This window comes from Microcoleus sp. N9_A2, from assembly GCF_036701775.1.
Taxonomy (GTDB): domain Bacteria; phylum Cyanobacteriota; class Cyanobacteriia; order Cyanobacteriales; family Microcoleaceae; genus Microcoleus.
The window spans coordinates 141660-165368 of the sequence record NZ_JAUBRH010000007.1 but is presented as its reverse complement, the minus strand read 5'-3'; the positions used below and the strand labels follow the sequence as shown (position 1 = coordinate 165368).

Annotated in this window: 28 protein-coding genes; 15 read left to right on the top strand and 13 right to left on the bottom strand. The window is 43.9% G+C overall.

The genetic code is table 11. The annotated features are described in order from the left end of the window. Positions 1-53 precede the first annotated feature (53 nt). Together QUA44_RS06665 and QUA44_RS06660 are read left to right on the top strand one after the other, a co-directional pair. Entirely contained in the window at positions 54-524 is a 471-nt protein-coding gene (locus QUA44_RS06665; RefSeq protein WP_333249265.1) for an element excision factor XisH family protein, read from the top strand. Then, entirely contained in the window at positions 494-829 is a 336-nt protein-coding gene (locus QUA44_RS06660; protein WP_333249263.1) for a XisI protein, read from the top strand. Before QUA44_RS06665 ends, QUA44_RS06660 begins: the two co-directional genes overlap by 31 nt. Before the next feature lie 59 nt (positions 830-888). On the opposite strand, the gene QUA44_RS06655 is transcribed toward QUA44_RS06660, so the two are convergent. From QUA44_RS06655 to QUA44_RS06645, 3 genes are all read right to left on the bottom strand, one after another. After that, on the bottom strand, positions 889-1242 hold the full coding sequence (locus QUA44_RS06655; RefSeq protein ID WP_106331790.1) for a hypothetical protein: 354 nt from the start codon (positions 1240-1242) through the stop codon (positions 889-891). Then, positions 1239-1574: a DUF5674 family protein gene (locus QUA44_RS06650; RefSeq protein ID WP_333132781.1), complete on the bottom strand. Its 336-nt coding sequence runs from the start codon at positions 1572-1574 to the stop codon at positions 1239-1241. The genes QUA44_RS06655 and QUA44_RS06650 overlap by 4 nt, the downstream gene beginning before the upstream one ends. Positions 1575-1730: 156 nt before the next feature. Then, entirely contained in the window at positions 1731-2168 is a 438-nt protein-coding gene (locus QUA44_RS06645; protein ID WP_333249260.1) for a hypothetical protein, read from the bottom strand. Positions 2169-2530: 362 nt separating this feature from the next. Between QUA44_RS06645 and QUA44_RS06640 the strand changes: the two genes are divergently transcribed. After that, positions 2531-4489: a bifunctional 3'-5' exonuclease/DNA polymerase gene (locus QUA44_RS06640; RefSeq protein WP_333249258.1), complete on the top strand. Its 1959-nt coding sequence runs from the start codon at positions 2531-2533 to the stop codon at positions 4487-4489. A 218-nt stretch (positions 4490-4707) separates the two neighbouring features. On the opposite strand, the gene QUA44_RS06635 is transcribed toward QUA44_RS06640, so the two are convergent. The 3 genes from QUA44_RS06635 to QUA44_RS06625 form a co-directional block, all read right to left on the bottom strand. Next, positions 4708-6144, bottom strand: coding sequence for an NCS2 family permease (locus tag QUA44_RS06635; RefSeq protein ID WP_333249255.1), 1437 nt, complete (start codon positions 6142-6144; stop codon positions 4708-4710). A gap of 151 nt (positions 6145-6295) precedes the next feature. After that, positions 6296-6700, bottom strand: coding sequence for a Rieske 2Fe-2S domain-containing protein (locus QUA44_RS06630; RefSeq protein WP_333249252.1), 405 nt, complete (start codon positions 6698-6700; stop codon positions 6296-6298). Between the two features lie 201 nt (positions 6701-6901). After that, positions 6902-8620, bottom strand: a complete 1719-nt coding sequence (locus tag QUA44_RS06625) for an ATP-binding protein (RefSeq protein ID WP_333249249.1) — start codon at positions 8618-8620, stop codon at positions 6902-6904. A gap of 163 nt (positions 8621-8783) precedes the next feature. Here QUA44_RS06625 and QUA44_RS06620 point away from each other — a divergent pair, with 163 nt between their 5' ends. The 3 genes from QUA44_RS06620 (at position 8784) to QUA44_RS06610 (ending at position 11189) form a co-directional block, all read left to right on the top strand. Further along, a complete protein-coding gene (locus QUA44_RS06620; RefSeq protein WP_333249245.1) occupies positions 8784-9503 on the top strand; it encodes a hypothetical protein in 720 nt (239 codons plus the stop codon). Positions 9504-9787: 284 nt separating this feature from the next. Beyond that, positions 9788-10147 carry a hypothetical protein gene (locus QUA44_RS06615; protein WP_015179737.1) on the top strand — a complete coding sequence of 120 codons (360 nt, stop codon included), beginning with the start codon at positions 9788-9790 and terminating at the stop codon, positions 10145-10147. A gap of 520 nt (positions 10148-10667) precedes the next feature. Then, positions 10668-11189, top strand: coding sequence for a hypothetical protein (locus tag QUA44_RS06610; protein ID WP_333249243.1), 522 nt, complete (start codon positions 10668-10670; stop codon positions 11187-11189). A gap of 242 nt (positions 11190-11431) precedes the next feature. On the opposite strand, the gene QUA44_RS06605 is transcribed toward QUA44_RS06610, so the two are convergent. Further along, a complete protein-coding gene (locus QUA44_RS06605) occupies positions 11432-12049 on the bottom strand; it encodes a Uma2 family endonuclease (RefSeq protein ID WP_333249241.1) in 618 nt (205 codons plus the stop codon). Between the two features lie 39 nt (positions 12050-12088). Continuing rightward, a complete protein-coding gene (locus QUA44_RS06600) occupies positions 12089-12364 on the bottom strand; it encodes a hypothetical protein (protein ID WP_333249238.1) in 276 nt (91 codons plus the stop codon). A 170-nt stretch (positions 12365-12534) separates the two neighbouring features. Between QUA44_RS06600 and QUA44_RS06595 the strand changes: the two genes are divergently transcribed. Next, a complete protein-coding gene (locus tag QUA44_RS06595) occupies positions 12535-13614 on the top strand; it encodes a hypothetical protein (protein ID WP_333249237.1) in 1080 nt (359 codons plus the stop codon). Positions 13615-13824: 210 nt separating this feature from the next. Here the strand turns inward: QUA44_RS06595 and QUA44_RS06590 are convergent, their stop codons facing one another. The 4 genes from QUA44_RS06590 to QUA44_RS06575 form a co-directional block, all read right to left on the bottom strand. After that, complete coding sequence (locus tag QUA44_RS06590; RefSeq protein ID WP_333249234.1) at positions 13825-14946, bottom strand: DUF6753 family protein; 1122 nt, start codon at positions 14944-14946, stop codon at positions 13825-13827. A 470-nt stretch (positions 14947-15416) separates the two neighbouring features. Beyond that, entirely contained in the window at positions 15417-16214 is a 798-nt protein-coding gene (locus QUA44_RS06585) for a mobilization protein MobD-like protein (protein ID WP_333249232.1), read from the bottom strand. Positions 16215-16263: 49 nt separating this feature from the next. Further along, positions 16264-16776: a hypothetical protein gene (locus QUA44_RS06580; protein ID WP_333249230.1), complete on the bottom strand. Its 513-nt coding sequence runs from the start codon at positions 16774-16776 to the stop codon at positions 16264-16266. Then, positions 16769-18412: a hypothetical protein gene (locus QUA44_RS06575; RefSeq protein ID WP_333249228.1), complete on the bottom strand. Its 1644-nt coding sequence runs from the start codon at positions 18410-18412 to the stop codon at positions 16769-16771. The genes QUA44_RS06580 and QUA44_RS06575 overlap by 8 nt, the downstream gene beginning before the upstream one ends. Positions 18413-18780: 368 nt before the next feature. Between QUA44_RS06575 and QUA44_RS06570 the strand changes: the two genes are divergently transcribed. The 6 genes from QUA44_RS06570 to QUA44_RS06545 all read left to right on the top strand — a co-directional run bounded on the left by QUA44_RS06570 (position 18781) and on the right by QUA44_RS06545 (position 21696). Continuing rightward, on the top strand, positions 18781-19116 hold the full coding sequence (locus QUA44_RS06570; RefSeq protein WP_333236980.1) for a DUF3846 domain-containing protein: 336 nt from the start codon (positions 18781-18783) through the stop codon (positions 19114-19116). A 163-nt stretch (positions 19117-19279) separates the two neighbouring features. Next, entirely contained in the window at positions 19280-19534 is a 255-nt protein-coding gene (locus QUA44_RS06565) for a hypothetical protein (RefSeq protein ID WP_333249225.1), read from the top strand. After that, a complete protein-coding gene (locus QUA44_RS06560; protein WP_333249223.1) occupies positions 19501-19818 on the top strand; it encodes a hypothetical protein in 318 nt (105 codons plus the stop codon). The genes QUA44_RS06565 and QUA44_RS06560 overlap by 34 nt, the downstream gene beginning before the upstream one ends. Before the next feature lie 78 nt (positions 19819-19896). After that, a complete protein-coding gene (locus QUA44_RS06555; protein ID WP_333249220.1) occupies positions 19897-20310 on the top strand; it encodes a hypothetical protein in 414 nt (137 codons plus the stop codon). A gap of 325 nt (positions 20311-20635) precedes the next feature. Beyond that, the gene (locus tag QUA44_RS06550) at positions 20636-20956 is read left to right on the top strand and encodes a hypothetical protein (protein ID WP_333276418.1); all 321 of its coding nucleotides are present in this window, start codon (positions 20636-20638) and stop codon (positions 20954-20956) included. 107 nt (positions 20957-21063) lie between these two features. Further along, positions 21064-21696: a hypothetical protein gene (locus tag QUA44_RS06545; RefSeq protein WP_333203340.1), complete on the top strand. Its 633-nt coding sequence runs from the start codon at positions 21064-21066 to the stop codon at positions 21694-21696. A 218-nt stretch (positions 21697-21914) separates the two neighbouring features. Here QUA44_RS06545 and QUA44_RS06540 read toward each other — a convergent pair whose 3' ends face one another. After that, positions 21915-22139 carry a hypothetical protein gene (locus QUA44_RS06540; protein ID WP_041623929.1) on the bottom strand — a complete coding sequence of 75 codons (225 nt, stop codon included), beginning with the start codon at positions 22137-22139 and terminating at the stop codon, positions 21915-21917. 218 nt (positions 22140-22357) lie between these two features. Here QUA44_RS06540 and QUA44_RS06535 point away from each other — a divergent pair, with 218 nt between their 5' ends. Together QUA44_RS06535 and QUA44_RS06530 are read left to right on the top strand one after the other, a co-directional pair. Beyond that, positions 22358-22921 (top strand): hypothetical protein, encoded by a 564-nt coding sequence (locus QUA44_RS06535; RefSeq protein WP_333309582.1) that lies wholly within the window; start codon positions 22358-22360, stop codon positions 22919-22921. 167 nt (positions 22922-23088) lie between these two features. Continuing rightward, positions 23089-23421, top strand: coding sequence for a hypothetical protein (locus QUA44_RS06530; RefSeq protein ID WP_333249213.1), 333 nt, complete (start codon positions 23089-23091; stop codon positions 23419-23421). The last annotated feature ends 288 nt before the right edge of the window (positions 23422-23709 follow it).

Genomic DNA, 23709 nt, shown 5'->3' with positions numbered 1-23709 from the left:
TTCAAATCAGAAAAAGTATTTACGAACATAAATTAATTATAGCCTTTCTCCCAATGGTATTACAAAAAAATGCCCTCTTTCAATCTTATCATGCCAGCCAAAACGTTTACCATGATTCCGTAAAACAGGCACTCATCAATGATGGCTGGACAATTCTCAAGGAAAACTACGAACTGGAGTACGGGGGAGATAACTTATATCCAGATTTTGCTGCTGAGAAATCTATTGCTGCAACGCGAGACAAAGAAAGAATACTTGTGGAAGTCAAAAGCTTCCTCGGACGATCGTTCATTACTGACCTACAAGCTACCATCGGTCAGTACATCATGTACAAAGAAGTTGTCGAAGCTCAAACCCTGGATTTCAAGCTATACTTGGCAATTGCAGCTAACTTGTACGATAATAAATTTCAAACCCCGCTCGCCCAATTAATGCTTCAAAAAAATCAAGTTAACCTATTGGTTTTCGATCCAATCCAGGAGGTCATCGAACGATGGATAAACTCGAACGCTACCGAAGCTTAATCCAAAAAATTCTCGAAGAATATCAGCAACTTGGCTCGGGCAATTCCGATGTCGAATCTGTCTTGCTGCTAGACCCGATTCGCGAGCATTATCTTCTAATGAAAATGGGTTGGTATCAAGATAATCGCATCAAAAGCAATGTCATCCACGTTCGCCTGAAAGATGGAAAAATCTGGATTGAAGAAGACCGGACTGAGGACGGCATCGCAACCGATTTACTGCAAGCGGCGGTGTCTTGTGAAGATATTGTCCTCGCCTTTCATCCACCGCGTTTGCGTCAGTTTACGGAATTTGCAACTGCGTAACGCGATCGCTCTTATGGAGAAAATAGCACATCGCGCATCAAGAGCGATCGCGCACTTGTCTAATTCGCAGCCAACAAACCCGACATATTCAGCACTTTTTCTGACCAGATTTTTACCTGTTCGCTAACTTTTATTCGTTGCTGAACGTTCGATCGAATCTCAGCCCAAGAATACTGCCAGCAAGCTAACTGAACCTGCAACTCAACTAACTCAGCAGCTATTTCTATCTCTGTATCGGCAGCAGTCCATTCAATAAACAGCTTGCTTTCTTGCAGTAAATCTTCAATTATTTCGCCATGAGCTGTATTTTGACAGCGGGATTTGATTCGCGCTAAATTTGATGCTAAATTTCCCAGACGAACCGGCAGTTCGTCTCGCAAATAGCGTGACTTTAAAGCATTCCAATCTCTCATAACTCTCCTAATAGCCGTTGAACGATCTGAGCAACTCGATCTCGAATCATCGGATCTTGAATTTCCATCGAACGATTGTTTTGGCGGGGGCGGATATTGATGAGAGATTCATAACCTACTTCTTGTGTCAGCGGATACCAATCTGCTCCCCAAATATCTACTTGCTTGCTCCCATTTTCCAGCAATACAGCTTCGCAGTCAGCGTGAAGCTCTCCACCACCAGCTAAAATTCCCCGTTCGATATCCACTGCCAGTTTAATATAACTGCTCAGGATTTCCAACATTTCTTCAAGTTGCTCTTTGGTAGCACGCTCTTGTATCAGATTAATCATCTTTGTCTGCGCTTTCGATAAACTACTTTTTAAGTTACGTTAACTGTGCTTGCCTCAAAAGCAATTGCTTGCCGAACAATACAACATTTTCCACTGGATTTAGGAACATCAAATTGATGCTTGATAAGTATCATTGTAGAATAAATTTAGTTATATTTATCCACAACTCGGTAAATTACTGTCATATGCTAAATATTCTATCAAATAAAATGATGCACTTTCTATCTCCCAATCCACCCATTCTAATGGGTTTTCAAAAACACCTTCTAGTCCAAATAAGCTGACAGTTTTACCAACATTTGGAAAATCATCATCTATAACTGTTCTAGAGGTTTTTTCGAGAGGCTTGAAATCATGGGAGCCGGGAGGCTCTTCTACATATCCGGTTAATTGGCGTACCGATGTTTTGACTCCATCGAAAATTAGGTAAGATTTTGGCAGAAAAGTTATTTCATTTTGGGGATTAAGTGGATGATTTGGTAGCAAGCCGAGTTGACGGGTGGGAATGACAATTTTTGAATCGCGGATTAAAGGTCGATCTAAATTACAATTTGTGAAATAGAGTAGGTCAAAATGATTGCTAATTACAGTCATTGAATTTTCTCCAAAGTAATCGTTTTTATGCTCGCTAGCGGGATTTGTAAAGTGCGATCGCTTATAGGTTTCCCTGAAAAATTTTATCTTGAATATAACATAAAAAAGGTTTTTTTACGTGCAGTTGGAGAGTTTTTGCTGCTGTCGTTTGCTGCCGCATCTGTTCCGATTTCAGGATTGTTAAGAGTGCGATAATTGTCAGTTCGATTGACAGCGCGGATATCGGGTTTACCCCAATTACTCCTGTTACTCATTACTCATCACTCATTATTTGGTCAAGATTGCGCTGCTTCAACTCGATCGAGTTTATTTTTTAAACCGCGATCGCGATCGCAGCTTTGAAAATTTTTGGCGATCGTGCAATGAAACCGCTAACTCCACAAGACATCCTCAAGCGTTACTCAAAACACCGGACAGGTATTGACAGCCCCGGCTCCTTTTACTCTCCTTTGGAAACGAAAGTAATGATGAGAGCTAATCCGCCCCTTAAGCCTGAAATATTAACAGCTATTCCAACTATTTTAACCGATAAAAATCAAAAACCTCAGTTGCAAGCTACACTTAAAACTCCTTACCAACTGATCGATACTGCTTTCAATCTTGAAACAGCCCTTCAACCATTTCAACAAGCAAAAATCATCGGTATAGACTGCGAAACGACAGGGCTTGACCCCTACAAAGCCAAAATTAGATTGTTACAACTTGCCATTCCTGACCATCCAGTAATCATTGTAGATTTATGGGCCATTGAACCGAGTTCCCTCGAACCATTACGCTTGCTCTTAGCGAGTCCTGCATTCAAGGTAGGTCACAACCTCAAATTTGAATGGCAAATGCTCACTTTTGCCGGACTGGAACCATCCAAACCCTTTTTCGATACCTATTTGGCTTATCGAGTGCTGACGGCTGGACTAAAACGGTATCTGTCCTTAGAGGCTGTCACTGAGAATTTACTCAAAGTAAATCTAGACAAAACGCAGCAAGTTAGCGATTGGTCGGGAAACTTAACACTCGCTCAACTCCAATATGCTGCTACCGATGCTGCAATCTTACTCCCGCTGGCTGCTGTTCTCGAACAAAAATTGAAAGCTTCTAAGCTTTGGAAAACTGCTTTGCTAGAGTTTTCCTGTCTGCCTGCGGTGGCTTCTATGGAACTCAACGGAATGCTTTTAGATAGAGAACAGTGGAGAGTTTTGGGAGTCAAGTTCTGTCATCAACGCGACTCTCTTTTAAAACAAATTAATTCGCAACTCCATCGACCTAACCCTCACCAACAAATCTCTCTGCTGCCCGAATTTACGGATACAATTAATCCTCGCTCTCCCAAGCAAGTCTTAGCCGCTTTGCAAGAAAAAGGTATTCCTGCTACTTCCACTAGCTCTCAACATTTAATTCCTTTGCAAGGCGAGTATCCCGTTATTGAAGCACTGTTAGAATACCGCAGTTTATCGGCTCGTATCGATACTTTTACTCTGGGTTTACCTGAACGCATTCACCCGATTACAGGGCGCATTCATCCCAATTGGTTTCAGATTGGTGCTAGATCAGGACGGTTTAGTTGTCGAGAGCCAAATTTAACGAATATCCCCAGAGATAAGGAAACCCGACAGTGTTTTAAAGCTGCACCCGGTTACGTCCTGCTCAAAGCCGATTATAGCCAGATTGAACTGCGGATCATGGCGAAGGTTTCGGGCGATCGCACGATGGTGAAAGCTTACTCCAAAGGGGAAGATTTGCACTCTCTCACAGCTTCCTTGGTGCTAGCAAAACCTTTATCTAAAATTACTGTCGAAGACAGACAGCTCGGCAAAATTATTAACTTCGGTTTAATTTATGGCATGGGAGTCACGAAATTTAAGAATATGGCTCAAGCAGAGCATGGAGTCACTTTAACGCTGCAACAAGCTTCACACTTTCGCAAGAAGTTCTTTGAATCCTATACAGGTATCAAACAATTTCACGGCAAAGTTCGGAGCGCCTGGAGCCGAGATATTCGAGAGAGTCGGACAGTCTTAGGCAGAAGGAGATTATGGTCAAAAGATACTAAACCGCTGCTTAACGAAATGCTAAATAACCCAATTCAAGGGATGAGCGCTGACATTACTAAACTCGCTCTTGCTCTCATTTTTTCACCTCTAAGCTGCACGGATGCTAAACTGATTTGTGTGGTTCACGATGAAATTTTAATAGAGTGTCCTCTTGAAGAAGTGAGGCCAGTTAAAGCCTTGCTTAAAAAATGTATGGTGAGAGCCGGGAATAAATTTCTCTCTCCGATTCCTTGCGAGGTAGAAATTAAAGTGATGGAAAGTTGGGGAGAATAAACCCGCCCGACCCCACGAAAAATCCCCTGATTGACATTGCTGCAAGATATCAGGGAGATCGAACTTGATATATAGCGGTTCTCAAAAAAGTGAGGTATGCGTGCGATGCCTATGCCCTATGCCCTATGCCCCATGCCCTATGCCCTATGCGTACCTCATGTTAGTGAGAAAGGCTATAAGTGATTCAAACCTAGCAGTTGGCTCTCGCCTGAGCCGGCTCAGGCTGCTGAATGATGAAACCGCAGCGACATAAAGATGAACCGAATCACGAAGATGCCCGCCACGATCCAAGTTCCCCCAGACACTTCCTTGGCTCTACCTTGGCAGGTTTTCACAATCGGATAGGCAATAAATCCGATCGACAACCCTTCCGCGATCGAATAAGTCAATGGAATCAGAAATATCGTCAGAAACGCTGGAATCACTTCCGACATATCATCCCAGGGAATTTCTTTGAGCTCGGCTAACATCATCGCGCCCACAATCACCAACGTCGGCGTTGTTGCAAAAGCCGGAATCGCTTTAAACACCGGAATAAAAAACAGCGACAGCGCAAATAATCCAGCTATAACTAAAGCAGTAAATCCAGTTCTACCGCCTTCGGCAACACCTGCAACTGATTCAACATAAGTCGTCACGCTCGACGTACCAAATATCGGACTGATTGTGTTGCCAATAGCATCTGCCATCAGTGCTTTATTGGCACGCGGCAACTCGCCATCCGGGCCGATATAACCTGCCCGCATTCCCACACCAGTTAACGTCCCGATGGTGTCAAAAATATCCACAAACAGAAACACAAACAGCACTGCAATCCAGTCAATAAAATTCTCGGAGTTCAGATTAGCAATTCCCAGAAATGCTTGACCAAAAATGTCTTTTGGCAGTTCTGGTAGCGCAAAAAATCCTTGAGGTGGGGGTGAAACTTTGAACAGCCAAGCCCAAATTGCAGTTCCAAAAATTCCAAATACTAACGCACCTCTGACGCCCCGCACCACCAATCCGGCTGTCATCGCTAAACCCGCCACAGCCAGTAGCGTGTTCGGTTCTGCTAAACTGCCAAACGCCGTTTTTGTGGCTGGATTTGCTACAATCAATCCGGCTCCTCCATTAGCAACATCTCCTGACATCCCGATGTAGGCAATAAACAAGCCAATCCCGCCTGCGGTTGCGTGCTTGAGCGACTTTGGAATTGCCGCGATCAATAACTTACGTACATCCGTCAGCGTCAGAAGCATAAAAATTAACCCCTGAACAAACACGCACGACAGCGCTAACCGCCAATCGATTTTCAGTCCGATGACAACTGAGAAAGCGAAAAAGGCATTCGTTCCCATTCCAGGCGCGAGCCCGAACGGATAGTTTGCTAAAATTGCCATGCAGAAGGTTCCAATTGCCGACGACACAGCGGTTGCTACAGCTAATTGCGAAAACAAATCTCCGGGCTGTTGTAGAAAAATCGCGTTTGACAGAATAATCGGATTGACGACTAAGATATATCCCATCGTCATGAAGGTGGTGATTCCCGCGATCGTCTCTGTTTTGAAATTGGTTCTGTAGAAATCAAACTGAAAGAACTCTGCCAGTGCTGCTTGCCAACCTGTGTAGGATTGCTTTGGTGGAATTGGTTTTTGAAATTCTAAATCAGCGCTCATGGTTTGGATCTCCGAAATTTAATTGAGATAGGAGTTAGGCGGTAAACGATCGGCCTAGATGCAATGCCGCCAATCCTTTGCGATAATAGTCTGGATCGTTCTATTCCTGAAAGTATGGAAAATGCACCGAACCGTTATCCACAAGCCTTACTCACACTAGACCATAGCGTTTGGTGACAGCGTAGGTCGTCAATTTCAGCCGAGCGGGAATTGCGGCATCCGGTTGAGCGGGAATACGGGTGCATTGACCGCTTTTGTCGTAGCCGACGCCGTGATATTTGCATTGGAGTTCATCGTTCTCAACCCATCTCAAACTCAGAGGAACACCGCGATGCAAACACAAATCCCGTGCTGCAACGATCGAGCTATCGGAAAGTCGAAACAGCACGAGACGTTCATCGAGTAGCTTTGCAGCAAATGGTCGATCCGTGACTTCATGCGAGAACGCGATCGGATACCAAAACGGCGCAAGGGCTTTCCCATCAGTTTCACTAAAGGTGCAGTTTCGAGGCAATACAAACGCAGAATTGCACGATCGTTGTTGTGTAGTGTGCATAATCCTGTATGCGAAATACCGCTGAAGCTTAAGATATTAGAAAGCTTACTTCTGTACAATTTACTACATACCCCTCTTTTGTCACTTTCGGCAGAAAATAATCTGGGATGGTTATATCATAAGACTTTTGCGCTAACTCTATCTACCGTCAAAGCTTTTTGGCTCACCAACAAACCCATGCTATTGCTGTGAATAATACACTCAACTTTTATCGTAAGCAGGTGGCCGATACTCGAATAATTCTTGCTCTCCCGCCGCAAATTTAGACCCATCCCTCCCAGTTGCAGGTCGAGCAAAGGACGCTTTATTACGAATCCCCTGGATATCTTCAGAAGAACGCTCAGACGACAGCACAAACTGAGTTCTCTGATAACGCAAATGGGCTAATTCAATCGAACCCGGTCGCCCTTCACAATAGGCTCGTTCAGCACAGCGCTTTACTGCGATCGCAATTTCAGCACTCGTTGCTCCGGCATAATCAGATAGTAGTGAATACCACTGCCTGTCGCTCCAAAGATTCTCTTTTCCTTCCCCAAACTGCTCTGGGAAATACTTAGCTAAGTGCAAATTGAAAATCTCATAGCGAGCGCCGCTGTGTGGCAAATCCACAAACCAGATTCCGCCGTCGTCAAATCTGCGGATAAGTTCAGCCGGCAGCATTTCTAAGCGGTTAACAGTAGCTAACATTAACACGGGGCTTTCATGCTCCTGCATCCATGTGAGCAATTTCTGCGACAGCCGCCTAGCTACACCGCCATCAGCATTTGATTCCCAGCCAGAAAAACCCTTGTCAAAATCGTCAAAGAACAGCACGCAGCCACCCAAATTATCGGCTGTATCCAGCATTTTGTTGAGAGCGCGATCGGGATTAGAAGAACCTAGAATATTGCCCCAACTTGCTGCTAAAAGCGCATAACCTAGCTTCTTAGCAGCTAGCTTTGCACTCAAACTTTTGCCCGTCCCCGGCGGCCCCCACAGCAGCATTCCTTTGGGAGGTCTGAGGTGATATTTCTTGGCATCAGCTTCTGACAGCTTTACGACTTCGCTCAAATAAGCGTCTAATAAATCTAAACCGCCAGCATGAGGCACGTCTGGAGAAGCAATGAACTCCAACCCCTGGTCTCGAAGTTGCGATATTTTATGCTCTAATACCAACTGTGCGATTTGGACAACTGAAGCGGTCACAGAGAGCGATCGATCTAACACTAATTCAATTTCAGCCTGTGGCAGCCCTAGACTAGAAACAGCCAGCCGTTTTTTAGCAGCTACCGCATCTGAACCAAAATCAAGGGAACAATTGCGATCGCAAAAATTATCCACAAGAACTTCGACTTCAAAGCGATCTGGTAACGGACATTTGAGTAGAGGAATTAATGGACTTAGCTTTGATGGCAGTTGGATGTACTCACCCAGCAGTACCCAATATTGGTTGGCCCAACGCCCTTTCAGCTCAAAAAAAGCATTAGCTAATTGAGAATAACGGCGGACAAGAGGCTGTTCGCTACTGCCTGACTCCAAAATATCCTCTAACAAAAAGATACCGGGGCAGTCATTTTCCAGCAGAAATTGCAGGACATCACTCTCGACAGATAGCTCAGTTTTGCAGAGGACGCATTCACTATTATACATCTGAGGAAAAGTATCTGAAACGCTTGTCCTGCCTGAATAACAACCTAAATTTGGGAGATGTTTATCGAAACACTGCACCTGTTGAAGAGTTGACTGCACTTGTTGAAGAGTTGACTGCACCTGTTGAAGAGTTGCATAACCGGGATTCCAATAATAAACAGGTAAAGAACACTCATTAGCGTACTGATGAAAGGATGACAAGATTGTTTGGCGATCGGCACTGTAATATTCGATAGCCACAATTGGAGTTTGAATAACTCTTAAATTAGACAAATCATTGAAAACTTTCATGCGTTATATACAACTAAATACAGGAGATTTAACATAATAATTTAACTAACGTAATTAAAATTTAACTTCCTGCTAATGAGCGAAATACGCCCCCTCAACTGGAGGGGGTAATTGTGCCTAACGGCACTCATTAATTGATGTTATGCAAGTTAAATTGTCAATCATGGCTACAACTAAAAAACAAACCGCAGCCACTCCAATTCGCTCTCAGTCACCAGTGCCTGCTAAATCTAAACCGCCCGAAAAACAGAACAGTCAAACTGTCGGCAGTAACAATGGAGCCAAATCAAAACCTCAACCTAACCTCAGCTCCGAGCAACTTGCTGGCGAGCTAGTCAAACAGATTCGCAATACAATTCATAAGAAGTACGGTGTGACAATTCAGCGTCGCGATAGCCGTATTTCGACAAAGGTTGGCCACGCAATTCGCGAAAAACTGGGATTGGATATTCAAGCTCAGTTGAACAAGCGCAACGGCAATGGCAATGGTAAAAAGTTCGACTGGCAAGAGTGGAACAATACTGTGTTTCCCAAGCTAGTTGGCCGGCCCGATGAACTCAAGTATGATGTCGAAGTTGTTGCTTTAGCGATGAGCCAACTTTACGATACAATTGCTGACAATCCACAAGCTGCCATTGCCGATTTAATGGAGTTCAATGCTCAAAGCTTAAAGCGTCGCAACGAGTTAGCTAAATCCTCTGAAGAAGATACTGAAGAACTCGATGAGGATGACGATGATGACGATGAAGATGATGACATACTCGATGAAATTGATGAGGATGACGATGATGACGATGAAGATGAGGAAAGCGATGAGGATGACGATGAGGAGGATGATTTTAGTCTAGACGAAGACGAGGAATTTGAGGAAGACGACGAATAATCGCTAAAGTTTGATTAGAAAGCTCTGCTGAAAAAGCAGAGCATTTTTTTGCCTCTATCGAGGCCTTTTCCACGAATCGCAATTGAGGGTAATGATTGTCGCCACCGTCCGAATCAGGACGCTCTGGGAAGCAGACCCAAAAAATTCACAATCAAGGAAGTTTTGACCTTGATTGTGAATTTAATTTTACCCACTCACCCACCCACTAATTTTTTTGAATTAATTGTAATTAGCAGACTGCCGTCGCTTTAGTTGTGAAGAAAAAACACGCTTGAGGGTTAATCATGGCTAATCGCAAATCCGCTCCAACTCCGATGCAAAAGCAATTTGCAGAAACTCTTGAAGAACAGCGCTTCGAGATGTTTTTGCACGTTGCCCGCGAGTTAACGGGACGTGCCAAACAACGACAGTTGCAGAAAGGTAAAGCTCTTGACTGGGAAGCGTTCAATACTTGGTTTAACAAGCAATATGAAGGCTACTCGGCTGACGAGATGCTTGAAGAAATCTTGAGCAACGTTTACTGGCTTTCATCTGAGCAAGCTGTGATTGACTTGCACTTCCGTTATATCGAATCGGCAGTCAAAGCTTCTCATAAGAAAAAGGCAACTGACGATAATGAAGAGATTGATGATTTTGTCAAGTAATCAATGACGACCCCCGATAAAGGGGATAAAATCCTGCTTGGAGCAGGATTTTATTTGCCCGCCCACCCACCGCACCAGTTCCCTTTGCGATATTTGCGATCGCATTCTCACAAGGATTTAGTTAATAGCACTTATGGAGTAATAACTTGATTATGTCATTCTGAACCCTTGACGGAGTTTACCATCGAGCGTAGCAAAGGTTCCGCAAGTAAGGCGAATAATCTCAAAGCTTTGCAACACAGTTACAAAGCGTAAGTTATGGTTAATTGGTTTTATCCGAAAATGTAGGTTGCTCAATAAGTCAGCGTAAAACCGTTTGGCAATAAATTAAATGACTGTTTTTGTTAAAAGGCTTTGATACAGCCTATTGCAAGTTTATGAAGTATACCCCAGATAGATTAATGATTAATCCCCGTAGGGACAAGGCAATGCCGTGTCTAAAGCTGCATTTCATAAACCGGGGATACGCTGTATTAAACGCGAGCGCGTTTGAGAGATGTTCCACTTGCAAATTATAATCATGTACGAACATATTCAGCATTTTCTCACCCTCACAATTGAAATTGTGGTAATTTTTGGTTATGGTGGCTTAATTGTTCACTATATCGCTACGCTGTTAGCATCGAAGCGAATGAATCCTTCTGAAAAACTCTCAGCAGAACTTGCCCCCGATTTTGTGCCTCTTCTCAATGAAATTGCTTCCTTTCCTGCTGTTGCCGAATCGGCAGCAACTCCAGAACCCACAGAAGAACAGCGCCTCACCTCTTCGCTACAAATTAAAGCCGAATTTGCTTCTAATATTCAACTCGATACCGACACATTTAATCTACCCTTCATTCAAGTCGATAGCCTGACTCTTCGACAATGCCGCACCGTTATTCGAGCGCTCAATTCCACTCTCCCACGAAGTGAGCATATTCGCATTAAACTCAACAAAAAAGATGTGCCAGCCGATTCGTTAAAATTTCAAATTAAGAAGCACTTTGAGCATCGACCGCAGCAAGTTGTCTCCCTAATTGAGCAAATTTTGAAAGTTAGTTAGCACGCTCGGCGAATCAACAAGCCAATTAGTCTTTTATTTCAAAATAACTTATGGTAACGATTTGATAGAAAGTTTTTTTGAATGCACCCTCCTTTTCCTGACCAAGCTATTAGTTACTTTCTTCAGCGCCAAGGGGAATCAGACCCTTGCCAATCTGTTCGCTCAACTCGTTGAGACTCAATCCCCGTTCAATTGTGATCGCACGAATTTCCTCCCTCCTACCGACGTTACCTAGATATAAGCTACATAGCATATCTGCCGGCAACGAAGATTTTTTGTGCGGTTAATTGCAAGTCAGGAAAGATTGATGAAATAAGCCGATCGTCATTTTGAAACAACTGTTTTTGATACTCGTCTTCTCGCAGCGTACAAATTGTAACTGTCGGCTGTTTGGGTTTGCCAATATATTCTCTGCCACCAATGCCCAAATAGTCAACAATCCAATACTCAGGCACTCCAAGCAGGGCGTAATCTTCAACTTTGCGAGCGTAATCATTTTGCCAGTTGGTGCTAACGACTTCAGCAATCAGTTTAATTGAGGAACCTGATGTAATTACAGGTTCTTGTTGCCACAAAGGTTCATTAATTAGTCGAGTTTGGTCTAATACAAGCACATCGGGGCGAAAGGCTGTTGCTGTTCCTAATAGTTTGATGAGACAGCGAGGGGGGATAAGGTAGGGTAGATCCAGGCGGTCAATTTCTACATTCAGTTTTCGTCCCAGAAAACCGGATACTTGTTCGTGCGGCCCTGTTGGTTCCATTTCGGTTAATTCACCATCAATCAGTTCGTAACAATCGCTGTCGCCGTAGTTACTAATAAATTCATCAACAGTTATAAGTTTTGGAGGTGATTGAACCATTGTGTTTGTTCCTCATCCGACGGCAATGTACATCTTTATTCAAAGCCCCGCCATACCTGAAAGGTTTGCTGTGGGTTGTTTGTGGCTCTGTTCCTCGGCGTCAGTCAAAGTAATCTTTCGCCTACCAATCTGTTCGATTAACTCGCTCAAGCTCAATCCCCGCTCTCTGGCAACAGCTCGAAAACCTTCCCACCCCGCAGATGTTACCTGAATGTTCCTTTGCTTTTTTGGCTCCTCATATCGAGGTTCGCCTCCGCCTAACTTCAAATTAGCCAGAGAGTTCGGGTGGAGCTGCGTTCCTTTTCTTGGGGGCATTTGGCAACATTGTCCTTTCTCTATTTTCTTTATTATCCCACATTGTTAGTTGCTTTCCATGTTACTATATATAGTATGGAATAAACCCATGCCAGCGAAACTCTTCAAGCTGGTGTCTGGCTTTATTGCTGGCAAGTTAAGGGCTGACTTATTTCAGGAGGCACAAGGAAATGTACCCAACTCAGGAGACATCGGACAACGAGCAGCGTCAACCGTTCGTAGTTTTGCGAGGCTCAACAGGAAAGCGCCACCACACTGTTGCAGACTCCCTGCGGATTGACCCAGATTTCCAAACGCTCATCCCTCCTTTGAGTGCGATCGAGTTCGCTGCCTTAGAATCCAGTATTCTTGAGGAAGGATGTCGGGACCCCTTGGTGGTCTGGACTGAGGAGAAAATTCTGATTGACGGTCACAACCGCTATGCTATTTGTAGCGCGCACGGCATCCCCTACCAAACTGTAGAGATGTCTTTCGACAGCCCTAACGCCGTCAAAGTTTGGATGCTCCTCAATCAACTGGGCCGCCGCAATCTCACGTCTGAATCGGTTAGCTATTTGCGCGGCACTTGGTACGAGCTGACAAAGCAGCCCCGTGGCGGGGACAGAAAATCAAGTGGTCAAAATGACCACTTGAAAACAGAGGAAAAGTTGGGGGCGCTTTTCTTGGCATCCCCAAAAACGATTCGCAGAGACGCTCAGTTTGCTAAAGCAGTAGACACCCTGAGTTCTATTGGAGGAGAGGATATGAAGTGGAAAATACTGAATCGCTCTGCTGGACTGACCAAAAAAGAAGTTATTGCCTTAGCCGCTGAGGTTAAGAGTCGTCCGGCTCAAGTTGTCAAAACTTTACAGGGGCGATGCCGGAAAGTGAAACCTGAAAAGCAACCTGCCATCGCTCACCACCTGACGCTCAAAATTGGTTCCTTAGTAGAGGTGTACGCGCCAGATCGCGAAGATGTTAACGGCCGGTTAGGCCGCATTCAGTCAGTCGGGGAGAAAACTGCCACTGTGTGGATGCGACACATCCCTACCATTACCATGCAGTTATACACCTTCAAGCACTCGGCTCTCACTGCTGTACCGCTAGACAATCAACCGGGACTTCAAGAAATTTGCGATCGCATCTCCCTGCTCTTTGAATCAGGGAACCTCGATCCATTTGAAGTAGAAATTCTGAATTTGCTCGAACAGCGCGTTGTTCACACACCTTGTGAAATGCAATATTTGGAACAGATTGAAAAGAAAATTTGATATCAAATGGTTAGATGTGATTAGATGAGGCATAACACAATTCTAAAATAACTCAATGACTCTAAAAGTTTACAGCTCAGCAATCGTTTCCCTCCCCTGACATTTGCAGTTTTCCCTACGCTAGAAAAAAAGCGCGTAACTCCGCGTTTTTGCTTGCGTTTTTGCTTTGACCGGAACTCGGCAATAATTGTTACCCAAAAAAGCAATTACTCAGGGAGCGAAAACTCGCTCTTTTGGATTTCTAGTCCACAAAGTACAAAATCCTTTTTGTGCAGGTTTACCCTCTACTGTCAGCGTCACCCCCAATCGATTTATCTCAGTTTCACACAGTTTTTGGCCACCTTTCTCGCTCAACAAAGCTTGATTCCAGCTCATAAATTGGCGAGCATATTTCCCTTCATTGCTGGTTGCCCACTGAATTGTATCCGCGTTCTTGCGAGCAAACTGACCCTCTTTGCTCAGCCCCCATTCGAGCGCTACGGCTTGTTCTAAAGTGAGCTGGCGCGGCCCTTTTGGGTCGAGTTCAGGCGCTGGAATGAACCGGGGCAGCGCTAACCCGATAAACGCGCCAATCGCCATTGCCCCTAACACTACCCCGCTCCCAAAAATCACCGACCAAATATCGTGAGCAACTTTCTCTAAAGCTGCTTGTCGCACTAGGGTGTAAACTGAGTTAGAAATGTGGCGATGTTGCACCTTAACAGCCGCTTTTCCCTGCCGTTCTAAAAACTCCCTGCTTTCTTTTTCCCAATTTTCAGTAAGCTGCCGAACTTGTTCCAGTTCTTGAGAAATAACAGCTTGAGAATCTTTCAAATCACCTTGCCATTGAGATTGCCAATTCTTGAAAAACTGGTCAATCTCTTGCGGTTTTTTTTCTAACAACAGTTCGAGTTGACCTGTAGCCAGCAATACGATAAAAAGCGGGTCATTTTTATTGAGACCGTATCGGTAAGCTGTCTGAATGACATGAGAGCGAAATTTGGAGTCTTTGCCCTTGAGTACCTGGCTGATTAGTGACTCAGTATCTCTCTCGTACATGGGAGGGGCAGATAAAGGATCTCTGTTCAGAGCTTCTCTTTCCCTCGAATCATCGTCTATGAGTTCCCAAAACTCCTTTTCATTTAGCTTACTCCCATCTAATCTCAACTTTTTTTCTACTGCATCTTCTGGGAATGTATCTGGATCATTGGCCAAAATTTGCGAATTTTCAGCGGATTGTATGGAATTATTTGTGGTATTATTAAGTCTGCCCTGTTCCCTTGGCGTTTCCAATATCTCGCCAAACTCTTCAGAGTCAACTTCGGAAAGTTCTTCTAAAAGTCGATCGGACATTTAACCTCCTACCTAATCAAAATCCTAATCTTTATGCTGTTCTGCATCGCGCATTCTATAGTGTGAACTCATATTTTGTCCGTCTCCTAACGAGTTCATCACCCATTGACTGTAAAATTTACAGGAATACCCGCAAATTATCGGTTTAGACACTATCTGTAGTATTAAGATGTGTTTCGCCACACCCAGCCCGCTGGCCCAGTGGTGAAGAAGTTTTTGAAACCCTGGAAATCTCGTAGCGGGCGATCGATCTTCTTACTTTCAGAATTTAAACGCAATAAACAACGTTTATTGCTAATATCCAACGCCTGGGATAACACAACTGCGTTGATTGCACTCAGCCAGCGGGCTGGTTTCGGCACACCCTATCAGTAGAGTCTGTGCGTAAGCCTTAATTTAGATTCTTAAAAGCTTACGATACCTTTTTTACATACAGCCTCCTGAGACTTTACAACCTGTTGCTTATTTGGTTACTCATTTTGTTGCTCATTTTCTATCTGCATTTCCTCATTTTTTTTTTGTTCATAGGGAGCGATGACTTCTTTTTTATTGCGATTGGGTGCGTTGTTAAACAAACCTACATCTTCTATCAGACGGAAACAGTCTTCCAGAAAAGTATGCAATCGCTGCTGACTAATCAAGAAGAATTCAGAGTGTTTCATTGCTTGAGAAAATGACAACCGCTTCGTATCAATAAACTTGCGCTCTCTTGCACTCAGCGCCGGCAAGTCTACCACAGGAATTCGGTAATTATTAATGAGCTTGTTCATTTCCTTATGGCTTTGTACGTGCGACCAATCTTTGCAAACTCCAAAATTGCGGACAAAAATGTGATTGAGCTGACCTTCAAAGTAGTTGAAAGAGTCAATAAACATTTCAATGCTGTCCGTCGTGCCACCGCAAATAAACCACTTGCATACATCAACTCCTGACTGCTCTTTAAAATCAGGAGAGGTTAAATTAGCTTCGTCAATCCATTTGTTGATAATGCTGTAAACCCGAGCTGGTAAATTGACAATCACAGGAGTTTCTACTGCTGTTTCAAAAATAATATCGATATCGAAAAACTTCTCTTCATCTTCAACTAAAGCTACGATTTTTGCATTGTGTTCAGGATAGCGCTGCTGCACATCAGGATTTTGAAAATCGCCATCAATTAACGTGTACAGCAGTTCATACTTCTGATTGAATTCAACCAGAATCCGAGTTAGCATCGACTTGCCAACGCCACCTTTCTCGCCGTCAACCAAGTGAATCATGTTAGTCATTTCATTCCTCCTTGCTGGATGTCGATGTCTATTCAAGACTTAATAATTTTTAACTAAAGCTAGGCCCGACCATTGCTGGATCGAAACCAGCTAAGTTAAATGCGCTGTTTTCAAACTCAACTTCTCCCCAAAATTCCTCTGGTTCTTTTTCTTCGGGCAAACTTGCGGGATTTGAACTCTCAGGGGCAGTTAATTCCGTAGCAATAGATGCACCTGAATTCGATAAGTGAGGGAAAGTAGCTAAAGGAATTAAACCCGAAGAAATACCAGGGGCAATTACTCCTAACTCGGTACAGTTAAATCCCGCATCTCGGCAAACTTCATCTATCTGCCTGAGCAAAAAATTAATGCTTTCTCGCCTCAAATACTCTAACTCTGTACTAGAAGGACTACCGCTATTGCGTAATGATGCTAACAGCCACCGCGCTTTAATTAGAGGTAAAATCGTTTCCTGGAAACTAAAAAAAGGATGATTTTGCAGGTAAGATAGCAAGATAGCGTCTTCGGAATCTGGCAAAACTTGACAGCGCCAGCAAAATTCCTTGTAACGTTTTCTAGGCATAATTCCTCACCTTCTTTCCAGCACCTCGGTAGGGTCCTCCCAATAAGAGAGCTGCATCTAAGTTTGCTTCTGATTCCTCTAATGAAGGTTCTGTATTGGACGACTCCTCCTCCTCACTCCATTTATTAGAATCATCTAAGCAGCTATCTTTGATACTTGAATCAGCATTTTGTTGAGCGCAAACTTCACTGTTTTGTTCAGTAATAATTTCAGTGTTTTGTTCAGTGGGTTCCTTAAATTTTTGTTCCGCGGGTTCCTCAAATTTTTGTTCAGTAATATCTTCAGTCTTTTGCTCAGTAGATTCCTCAATTTTTTGTTCAGTAGATGGCTCCGATTTAGCGTGAGTAAATTGCTCAAGTTTTAATTGAGTAGGTTGCTCGGATTTTGGGTGAGTAGGTTGTTCAGATTTTGGCTTGGTAGATTGTTCAGCACATTCTTTTACACTCTGTATATCAGTCGTGGGGACTGGAGCATCTCCTGAACTGGAAGTTGTATCTTCTGCCCTCTGAGAAGTTGCCGCAACAGAGCTTTGCCTCAGTACCTCAAACTGAGATTTGAAGTAAGAAAATAGTCCGTAAACATCAGCTATGCGGCAACCTAAACCATCAGGATCAAGTGTTTTTGGCACTGTTATACCTGCGTGCCAAGACAGCGAATAATGAGAAAACTGATTTCGCAGTTCTGGCTTCATATATTCAGAAGTCCCCCCGCAAAATACAATTTCATCTAAATCGGGCGGCAGCACTTCATTAATCCAATGAGATAGCATTCGAGCGTAGTCGAAGCGAGACAGCTTGACTGCTTCAATCAATTGGTCAACTTCTCGATCTTTAGCTGTTTCCTCTCGATTCCGAGCAATTCGGTAAAAGTAAGGGCGGTTGTAGCTTACGCCCGCTTGAGCGATTGATAAAGCCAAACGGGAAGCATCGTAGTTAGATGTTCGCTCTTGAACTAGATCCACCAACCTTACCATTCCTAAGTCTGAAGTTTTGCCCTTACCGACAGCACCGCGTGCCGAAACTATTACCGAAGCATTGCGAAATCCTACCATAACAAAGGCAGTTACCCGCTGCTTGAAGGCTGAACCTAAATTACTGTTGTGGATCAAAGCAATGCCGCCGCCTTCTTGCAAAGCTTGGGTTTTGTCCAGGGTAACGGAGAGCTTGCCTGTGGGTGTTTCAAATGAAGCAGAGTATTGACTTAATATCTCAAAAAATTGCTTGGAGTCATTAAACTCGCCTGGGGGCAAGAAAACGGAGATCGCAGCGCTAAATTGACTGCCTAAATCTAACTTCCGCGACACTACCCACAAAGCTGCTAGAGCTTTGTACAAAGCGCTACTGTACTTCAGTCCCGCCAAACCGATGTGAGCATTGAATTGTGCTGCTGCTAGGTAGCCAACGGCTCGGCATTCATTACCAATTGCCACCCAAGCAATATTTTCGGGAGATGCTGATGCGAGGTTGGGTTGTGTGAAACAATTGGCTATGTCTTGGCTCACTGGCCCCACCTGCGATTCCATTACAAAGGAGCTTGCTTTACTGCCTGCTTGCGAGCTTTGGCAGAAAACTCTAGTAGATAAGCCGCCAAAATCTATAGCCAGAATCGCATCTGGTATTGATGGTTTTTTCTTCATAAATGCTGGCTTTTATTACGTTATAAAATGATAGTATTGGCTTCAGTTTAAGTCTGACCTCACCAAATCCGGTGGTTTTAGATAGTTAAAATAGCCCCCTCCAAATGGCGGGGTACAGGCTGCCTTGCAAGGAAAAAATCTTGGGTGGATTATCAGGGAAAGAGCTTTAGAGTTGTGAGAAACGGTGTAGGTATTATAGGTAAGCTCAATTCATTGCGCTTGAGAGCGGCTTTGTGTCTCGGTATTGTTCTCTGGTCTAGTTGAGTTGGTGTCATACTAAATCAACTTAATATCAAGAGTAATTTTAAATATACAAATAATTTAAATTAAAGGGCTACCGCTAGGGTGTAAAAAATAGGGAGTAAGCTATGCTCTACGCTTTGATTAATTCAACAGGAATCCACCGGCTGGAAGTAGAAGAAAAGTTGGAACTTGCAGATTTGCAAAACCGAGTGGGCATTGCAGGTGAACCTGCGTTCATAGAATATGTCCCGAATCAATTTCCAGATCCCGCGATAGACCTAATCTGTGATGAGGAATTCTTATACAAGGAATTGCCCTTAACCTGCATTACTCGTCGCAGTATTGCACTTGGCGGTCAAGTGATTGCTACTGCCTGTACGGATGATGGTGAAACAATAGGGTTGACCGAAGTTCAGTTTCAATTAGTCGCGACAAATCTGATTATTGCAAGCAGGATCTAATCTATCATGCCTCAAGTTTGCGCTTGGGGCAACTTCCTTATTTAAAATAATATAATAATAACGTCTTACTAATAGCTAATTTTTGATAAACTTAATAACTAAAATAACTCAAACAAAATGGCTATCGCAATGGTTGTAAATCACAATTAGAACAATTGGACACATGCCCACAAAGAAGACACAATTACCCGCATCTCAAGAACCTGTCACATCGAGTGAATCTACGGCTAATACGCCCAATACGTCCTTATTGGATGTTATTTGCACTCAATTACTAGCAACCTCAGAGCAGCGAATAGAAGCACTGACCGCCCTCAAAGCTCAACTAAAAGCACAATACGACACCCCCGAAACTCCTGAAACCGGCTCAATTGTGCAGCAAGCATGGCAACACATGAACCAGACCAACGTGCTCTGATTTCCAGTCGCTGTGAGGCTCACGGAGGGCGCACTAAGTCATTGCATTTACTCACTGTAGAACTGGAGGACTTGGATGAACTAATCGACAACATCGAAGGTGAAGAAATCACACCCGAATTAGAAGTAGCGGTGCAACAACTCTTAGAACAACGGGGTAGTACCTACGAGCAATGGCTTTCCAAAGTTGATAACTACTGCGCTGTAATTACCAACCGCCATGCCCTGAGTAAACAACGAAAACAGGAAATAATCACTTTTTACAAAGGACTCTTTTCTGCTTAATGTTAACCTCAAAACAAAAGCAATTTTAATAAGATAGCTGTCGCTAGTGTAGAAAAAATAGTAAATTAGAGGTATACAATGCACTGCTGTTTAGGGTTGGATTGTACTCAAATGGGTTTAGATGAAGGCGGAGAGTGCATCAACGAAGAAAGTTGCTACCGTTACACAGAAGCTTGGAATTTGTACGAGATAGTGCTACTCAAAGGATTACCAGGAGCGGTGTATATATGCTGGCCTGGCAGAGATGCGAATACCGAATGGAGGAATGAGCAATGGGGATTTAAGCACCTCAATAACTGCGATTGGTTACACTACACAGCATCATTGAATACCTTGGCCCAGTGGCAACACGCCTATTACAAACTTAGCTCTAGAAAGAACACCAAGTATGTTCCCAGTGACTTATTTGATGAGTTTGAAGCGTTGAGAACGCAGGTAGACACGGAGTACGGGAAACGCCAAGAAAGCAGCGCTCTCATCCTATTTGAATAACAGAACACATAAAAATGACCAGAAACATTCACACATTCCTCAGAACGGCTTGCTTCGTGAGATGCCGTCACCCTTCCCATCACGAACGAGGATACACCTTAAAGCATCATAAACTTGAGGGCATCATTCAAGTTTGGTTCAACTCTTTTGAGCTGTTGGATGAGGCAGAAAAAGTTTTGAGAACAGAAGGGCTTGAACTAAAGATAACTTTGGCTTATCAATCTAACGGCTGTTTTCTTTCGATTGATTGTTAGATAACTACTACACTCTTGGATTAATGGAGTCATAAAATATGCAGATTTTCTCATTGAGAAAATACAATCCCATGTCTCATTCCAATCGGATGGTATCGCGCTATGAGTATCCCTACTGCTATCACGACAATGTGTATAACTTCAAAAAACTGATTTATCCAATCAACCCGTTTGATGATGGGGTATGGATTGAAGCTAGTCGGGTTCCGCCTGAAGTGTTCGTGCAGTCTATTAAAGTAGAGTTGATTCTGAGAGATGCGAAAAATCCTTGGCTGAATGCCATCAAAAATGATTCATCAGAAATGATGGTTCGTGTTGATGCCCACTGGATTCAAACATTTAAAACACCCCTATATCTGGGAGGAAACTCAAATGAACTAACAACAAAATAAAGAGCAATTCGTTGTTGAGCATTGACTGAAACAACGGTAGATATTGAATACACGAAAGGGCAAAAAACCAGCGTTTCCATGCCCTTTTACTTGAACAAGGAGGAATCATGTTAGGAACACACTTCATCGAATTACCCGTAGCGATGCCACCCATGTTACCTGAGATGGTGGGAGTCAGCAACACTCAATACTTTGCTCTTTATTACCAAGGAAGCAAAGCCACATGGAGTAATGGCAGAGCAATGGCTACGTTTAGTTACTACGCCGTGTATGCGCCACTGATAGAACACATAACTCTCGCAATCCACTTAGAGCCTTATAACTTTGGTTCCGATGATGAGCTGCCAGAACACGCTATTTTATGCGACTGTGTTCACCATAAAATGTATGTCGGCGCGTACAAAGAAATCGATTATTTCCTGTTACAGCAGCATCCCCATGAGCCGTCCCAGTTGACCGCCCAAGAGTTTGAAGAAGCCGTGAAAGCGGTGGAAAGTATGACCTTAGAGCAAATGCAGCGTTTGGGAATGTTCGAGATGTTCGGCAACACCAATCCCCAAGCGCGCCTCGCAACCGCAGAATTGGTGCAGTGGCTAGACCAACAAATCACCGAAGAATTGATACAGCAATATATCCAATTAGCTAATCGGGGTAATTGGACAGCGGTGAGGGCATTAGACACCCTCAAGCGTAGAATCTCAGAAGGTAAGAAATACCACCAGCAATTAGAGAGCAACTAAATTATCTATGCCGGAGAAGTCTCGATATTACAGCCCCGGCATGGGTACAAAACACCCATAGTGTAGCAAACGCGGAGTTAGCCCATGAAGCGATTGACTTGCAGGGATAAAGCAAATTATTCAGTAATTTTCTCGATGCTTGGCAGCTTTCTAACAGTAACGAATACCTTTAATTCTGGGTGTCACCTCGTTCGAGGCGTTTTGACTGCCTCAACAGCTCAGGTGTCGAGTTTATCCTTAGCCTTGTTTGCCCTAAGCCGATCGTTTACCAAGCGTTTGTTGCTCTGTTCGGTATACGCTGCAAACCCGAGTACCCAAAGCATCCGGTGCAATTCCGCAGGTTTCCAACCCTCATCCTTAGCTAATTCTTGCATTTGCTCTAAAAGCGGAGCAGGCACGGAAAAATCTATGCGTACCATTTTAGGAGCATCAATGTCGGGCATTTTCAATATTTCCACAATTCATATACTGCTTATCCTACAAGGATTTAGGGGCTCCTAAGTCCTTAAGGATTCTCCCTCATGCCCAATAGTTTACTCTGAGGGTATACACAGGGACTCAGAAGGGGTATAATCTAGAAATTCATCCAAAACCAACCCCGCCCCCTCTGACTCGCAATCTTCTGGGGCGGGGTATGGCACTCACAATGGAGATTTCCTCTATGTTCGCAGATTACGGGCAGCCATCGCAACCCGCCCGACCAAGCTTTGTAGAAATACCCAATCCCCGCGTCACCACCACAATGGGACGCATGGAAGTGACCGACGTTCGCCCTGAAACAGTCACCGGTCGCCTGCTAAATGACCGAGATAATTTGATACAGGAAGACGGACAGCCAGTTTACATCTGCGTTCGGAAACATGAGATTTTGTGTTCCACCGAACGAGCCGACGTGATGATTTGGTGGGAACTGGGGGAACAAGCGATTACGGGACACACAACGCCCCGAAAATATTCCCTCGAATCCTTGATTAATCGCTTGGACGGACTCAACTTAGATGAGCTCTACGCTTTGCGAACCTTCGTTTGTTTGGAGAGCGACCCGTCAAGAGCGTATTCGGGTAGCGTCAACAGCGACTTATCCCACTTGCAGGCTTGGTTTCCGACAGTGCGAGTTCTCGATCGTGTTGAACAAAACCAACTAGCAAGCGCGCTGTGCTGGCGGATAGCTAGCGACTCCAACGCACCGACAGCGCCGACACCGGGTGACGGGAGGAACGATTAATTCTTGAGTTGATAGAAGATGTCGTCTCAAATTTCTCTTTTAGTCCAGTTAATGGGTTGAGTGTTTTTATTGAGCAATGATGCAACCTATAACTAATCACGCCAAGAAAGAAATCTGGAACATCTTCCATGCGACTAATCCCCTAGAGCTATTAGGAGGCTCGAATTATGATTACAAACTTTGGTATTGGATTGCCAACGACACCAAGTTTCACACCACAATTGTTTTATTCGCAACATCTGGATTTTGTGCCTAGTTCAGACGATACTTTACCGTCGATTATTCCTGGTCTGAACAGTTTGCCAGCTCAATCTGATGGCTGCGAACGGGTAAGGGTAATGGTTTTTGGATCGAGCTACGGGGTAACATACACGATTCGCTGGCTTTACAAGTTACAGTTCGCTCATATCAGCGAATGGAGTTTGCTTATGCCGGCTCCAAGTGAGGGTGAATTTATGAGCATTGTTACTAAGCGAATCCCACTGAGTTCAACTAACTAATTGGCATAAAACTTGGTAACAACTTAGTAACAACTTAGTAACAATTTTGTAGCGACGCTGGCGATAGTTTCATCTGTATCAAAAGCGATCGCTAGTTTTTTCTATCAGACACCAGTGAGGAATGAGTATGACCAACGGCAACGGGTCTAACGGTGACACCCCTAACGGTGATACGCCCCAACCCGATCCAATACAAAAGTTAACAGAATATGTCGAATCTGTCAACTACCGCACACCAACCCTACAGGTCTGGTGTGGGCTTGAAAAAGCCTGTTGACCAGACGGCTA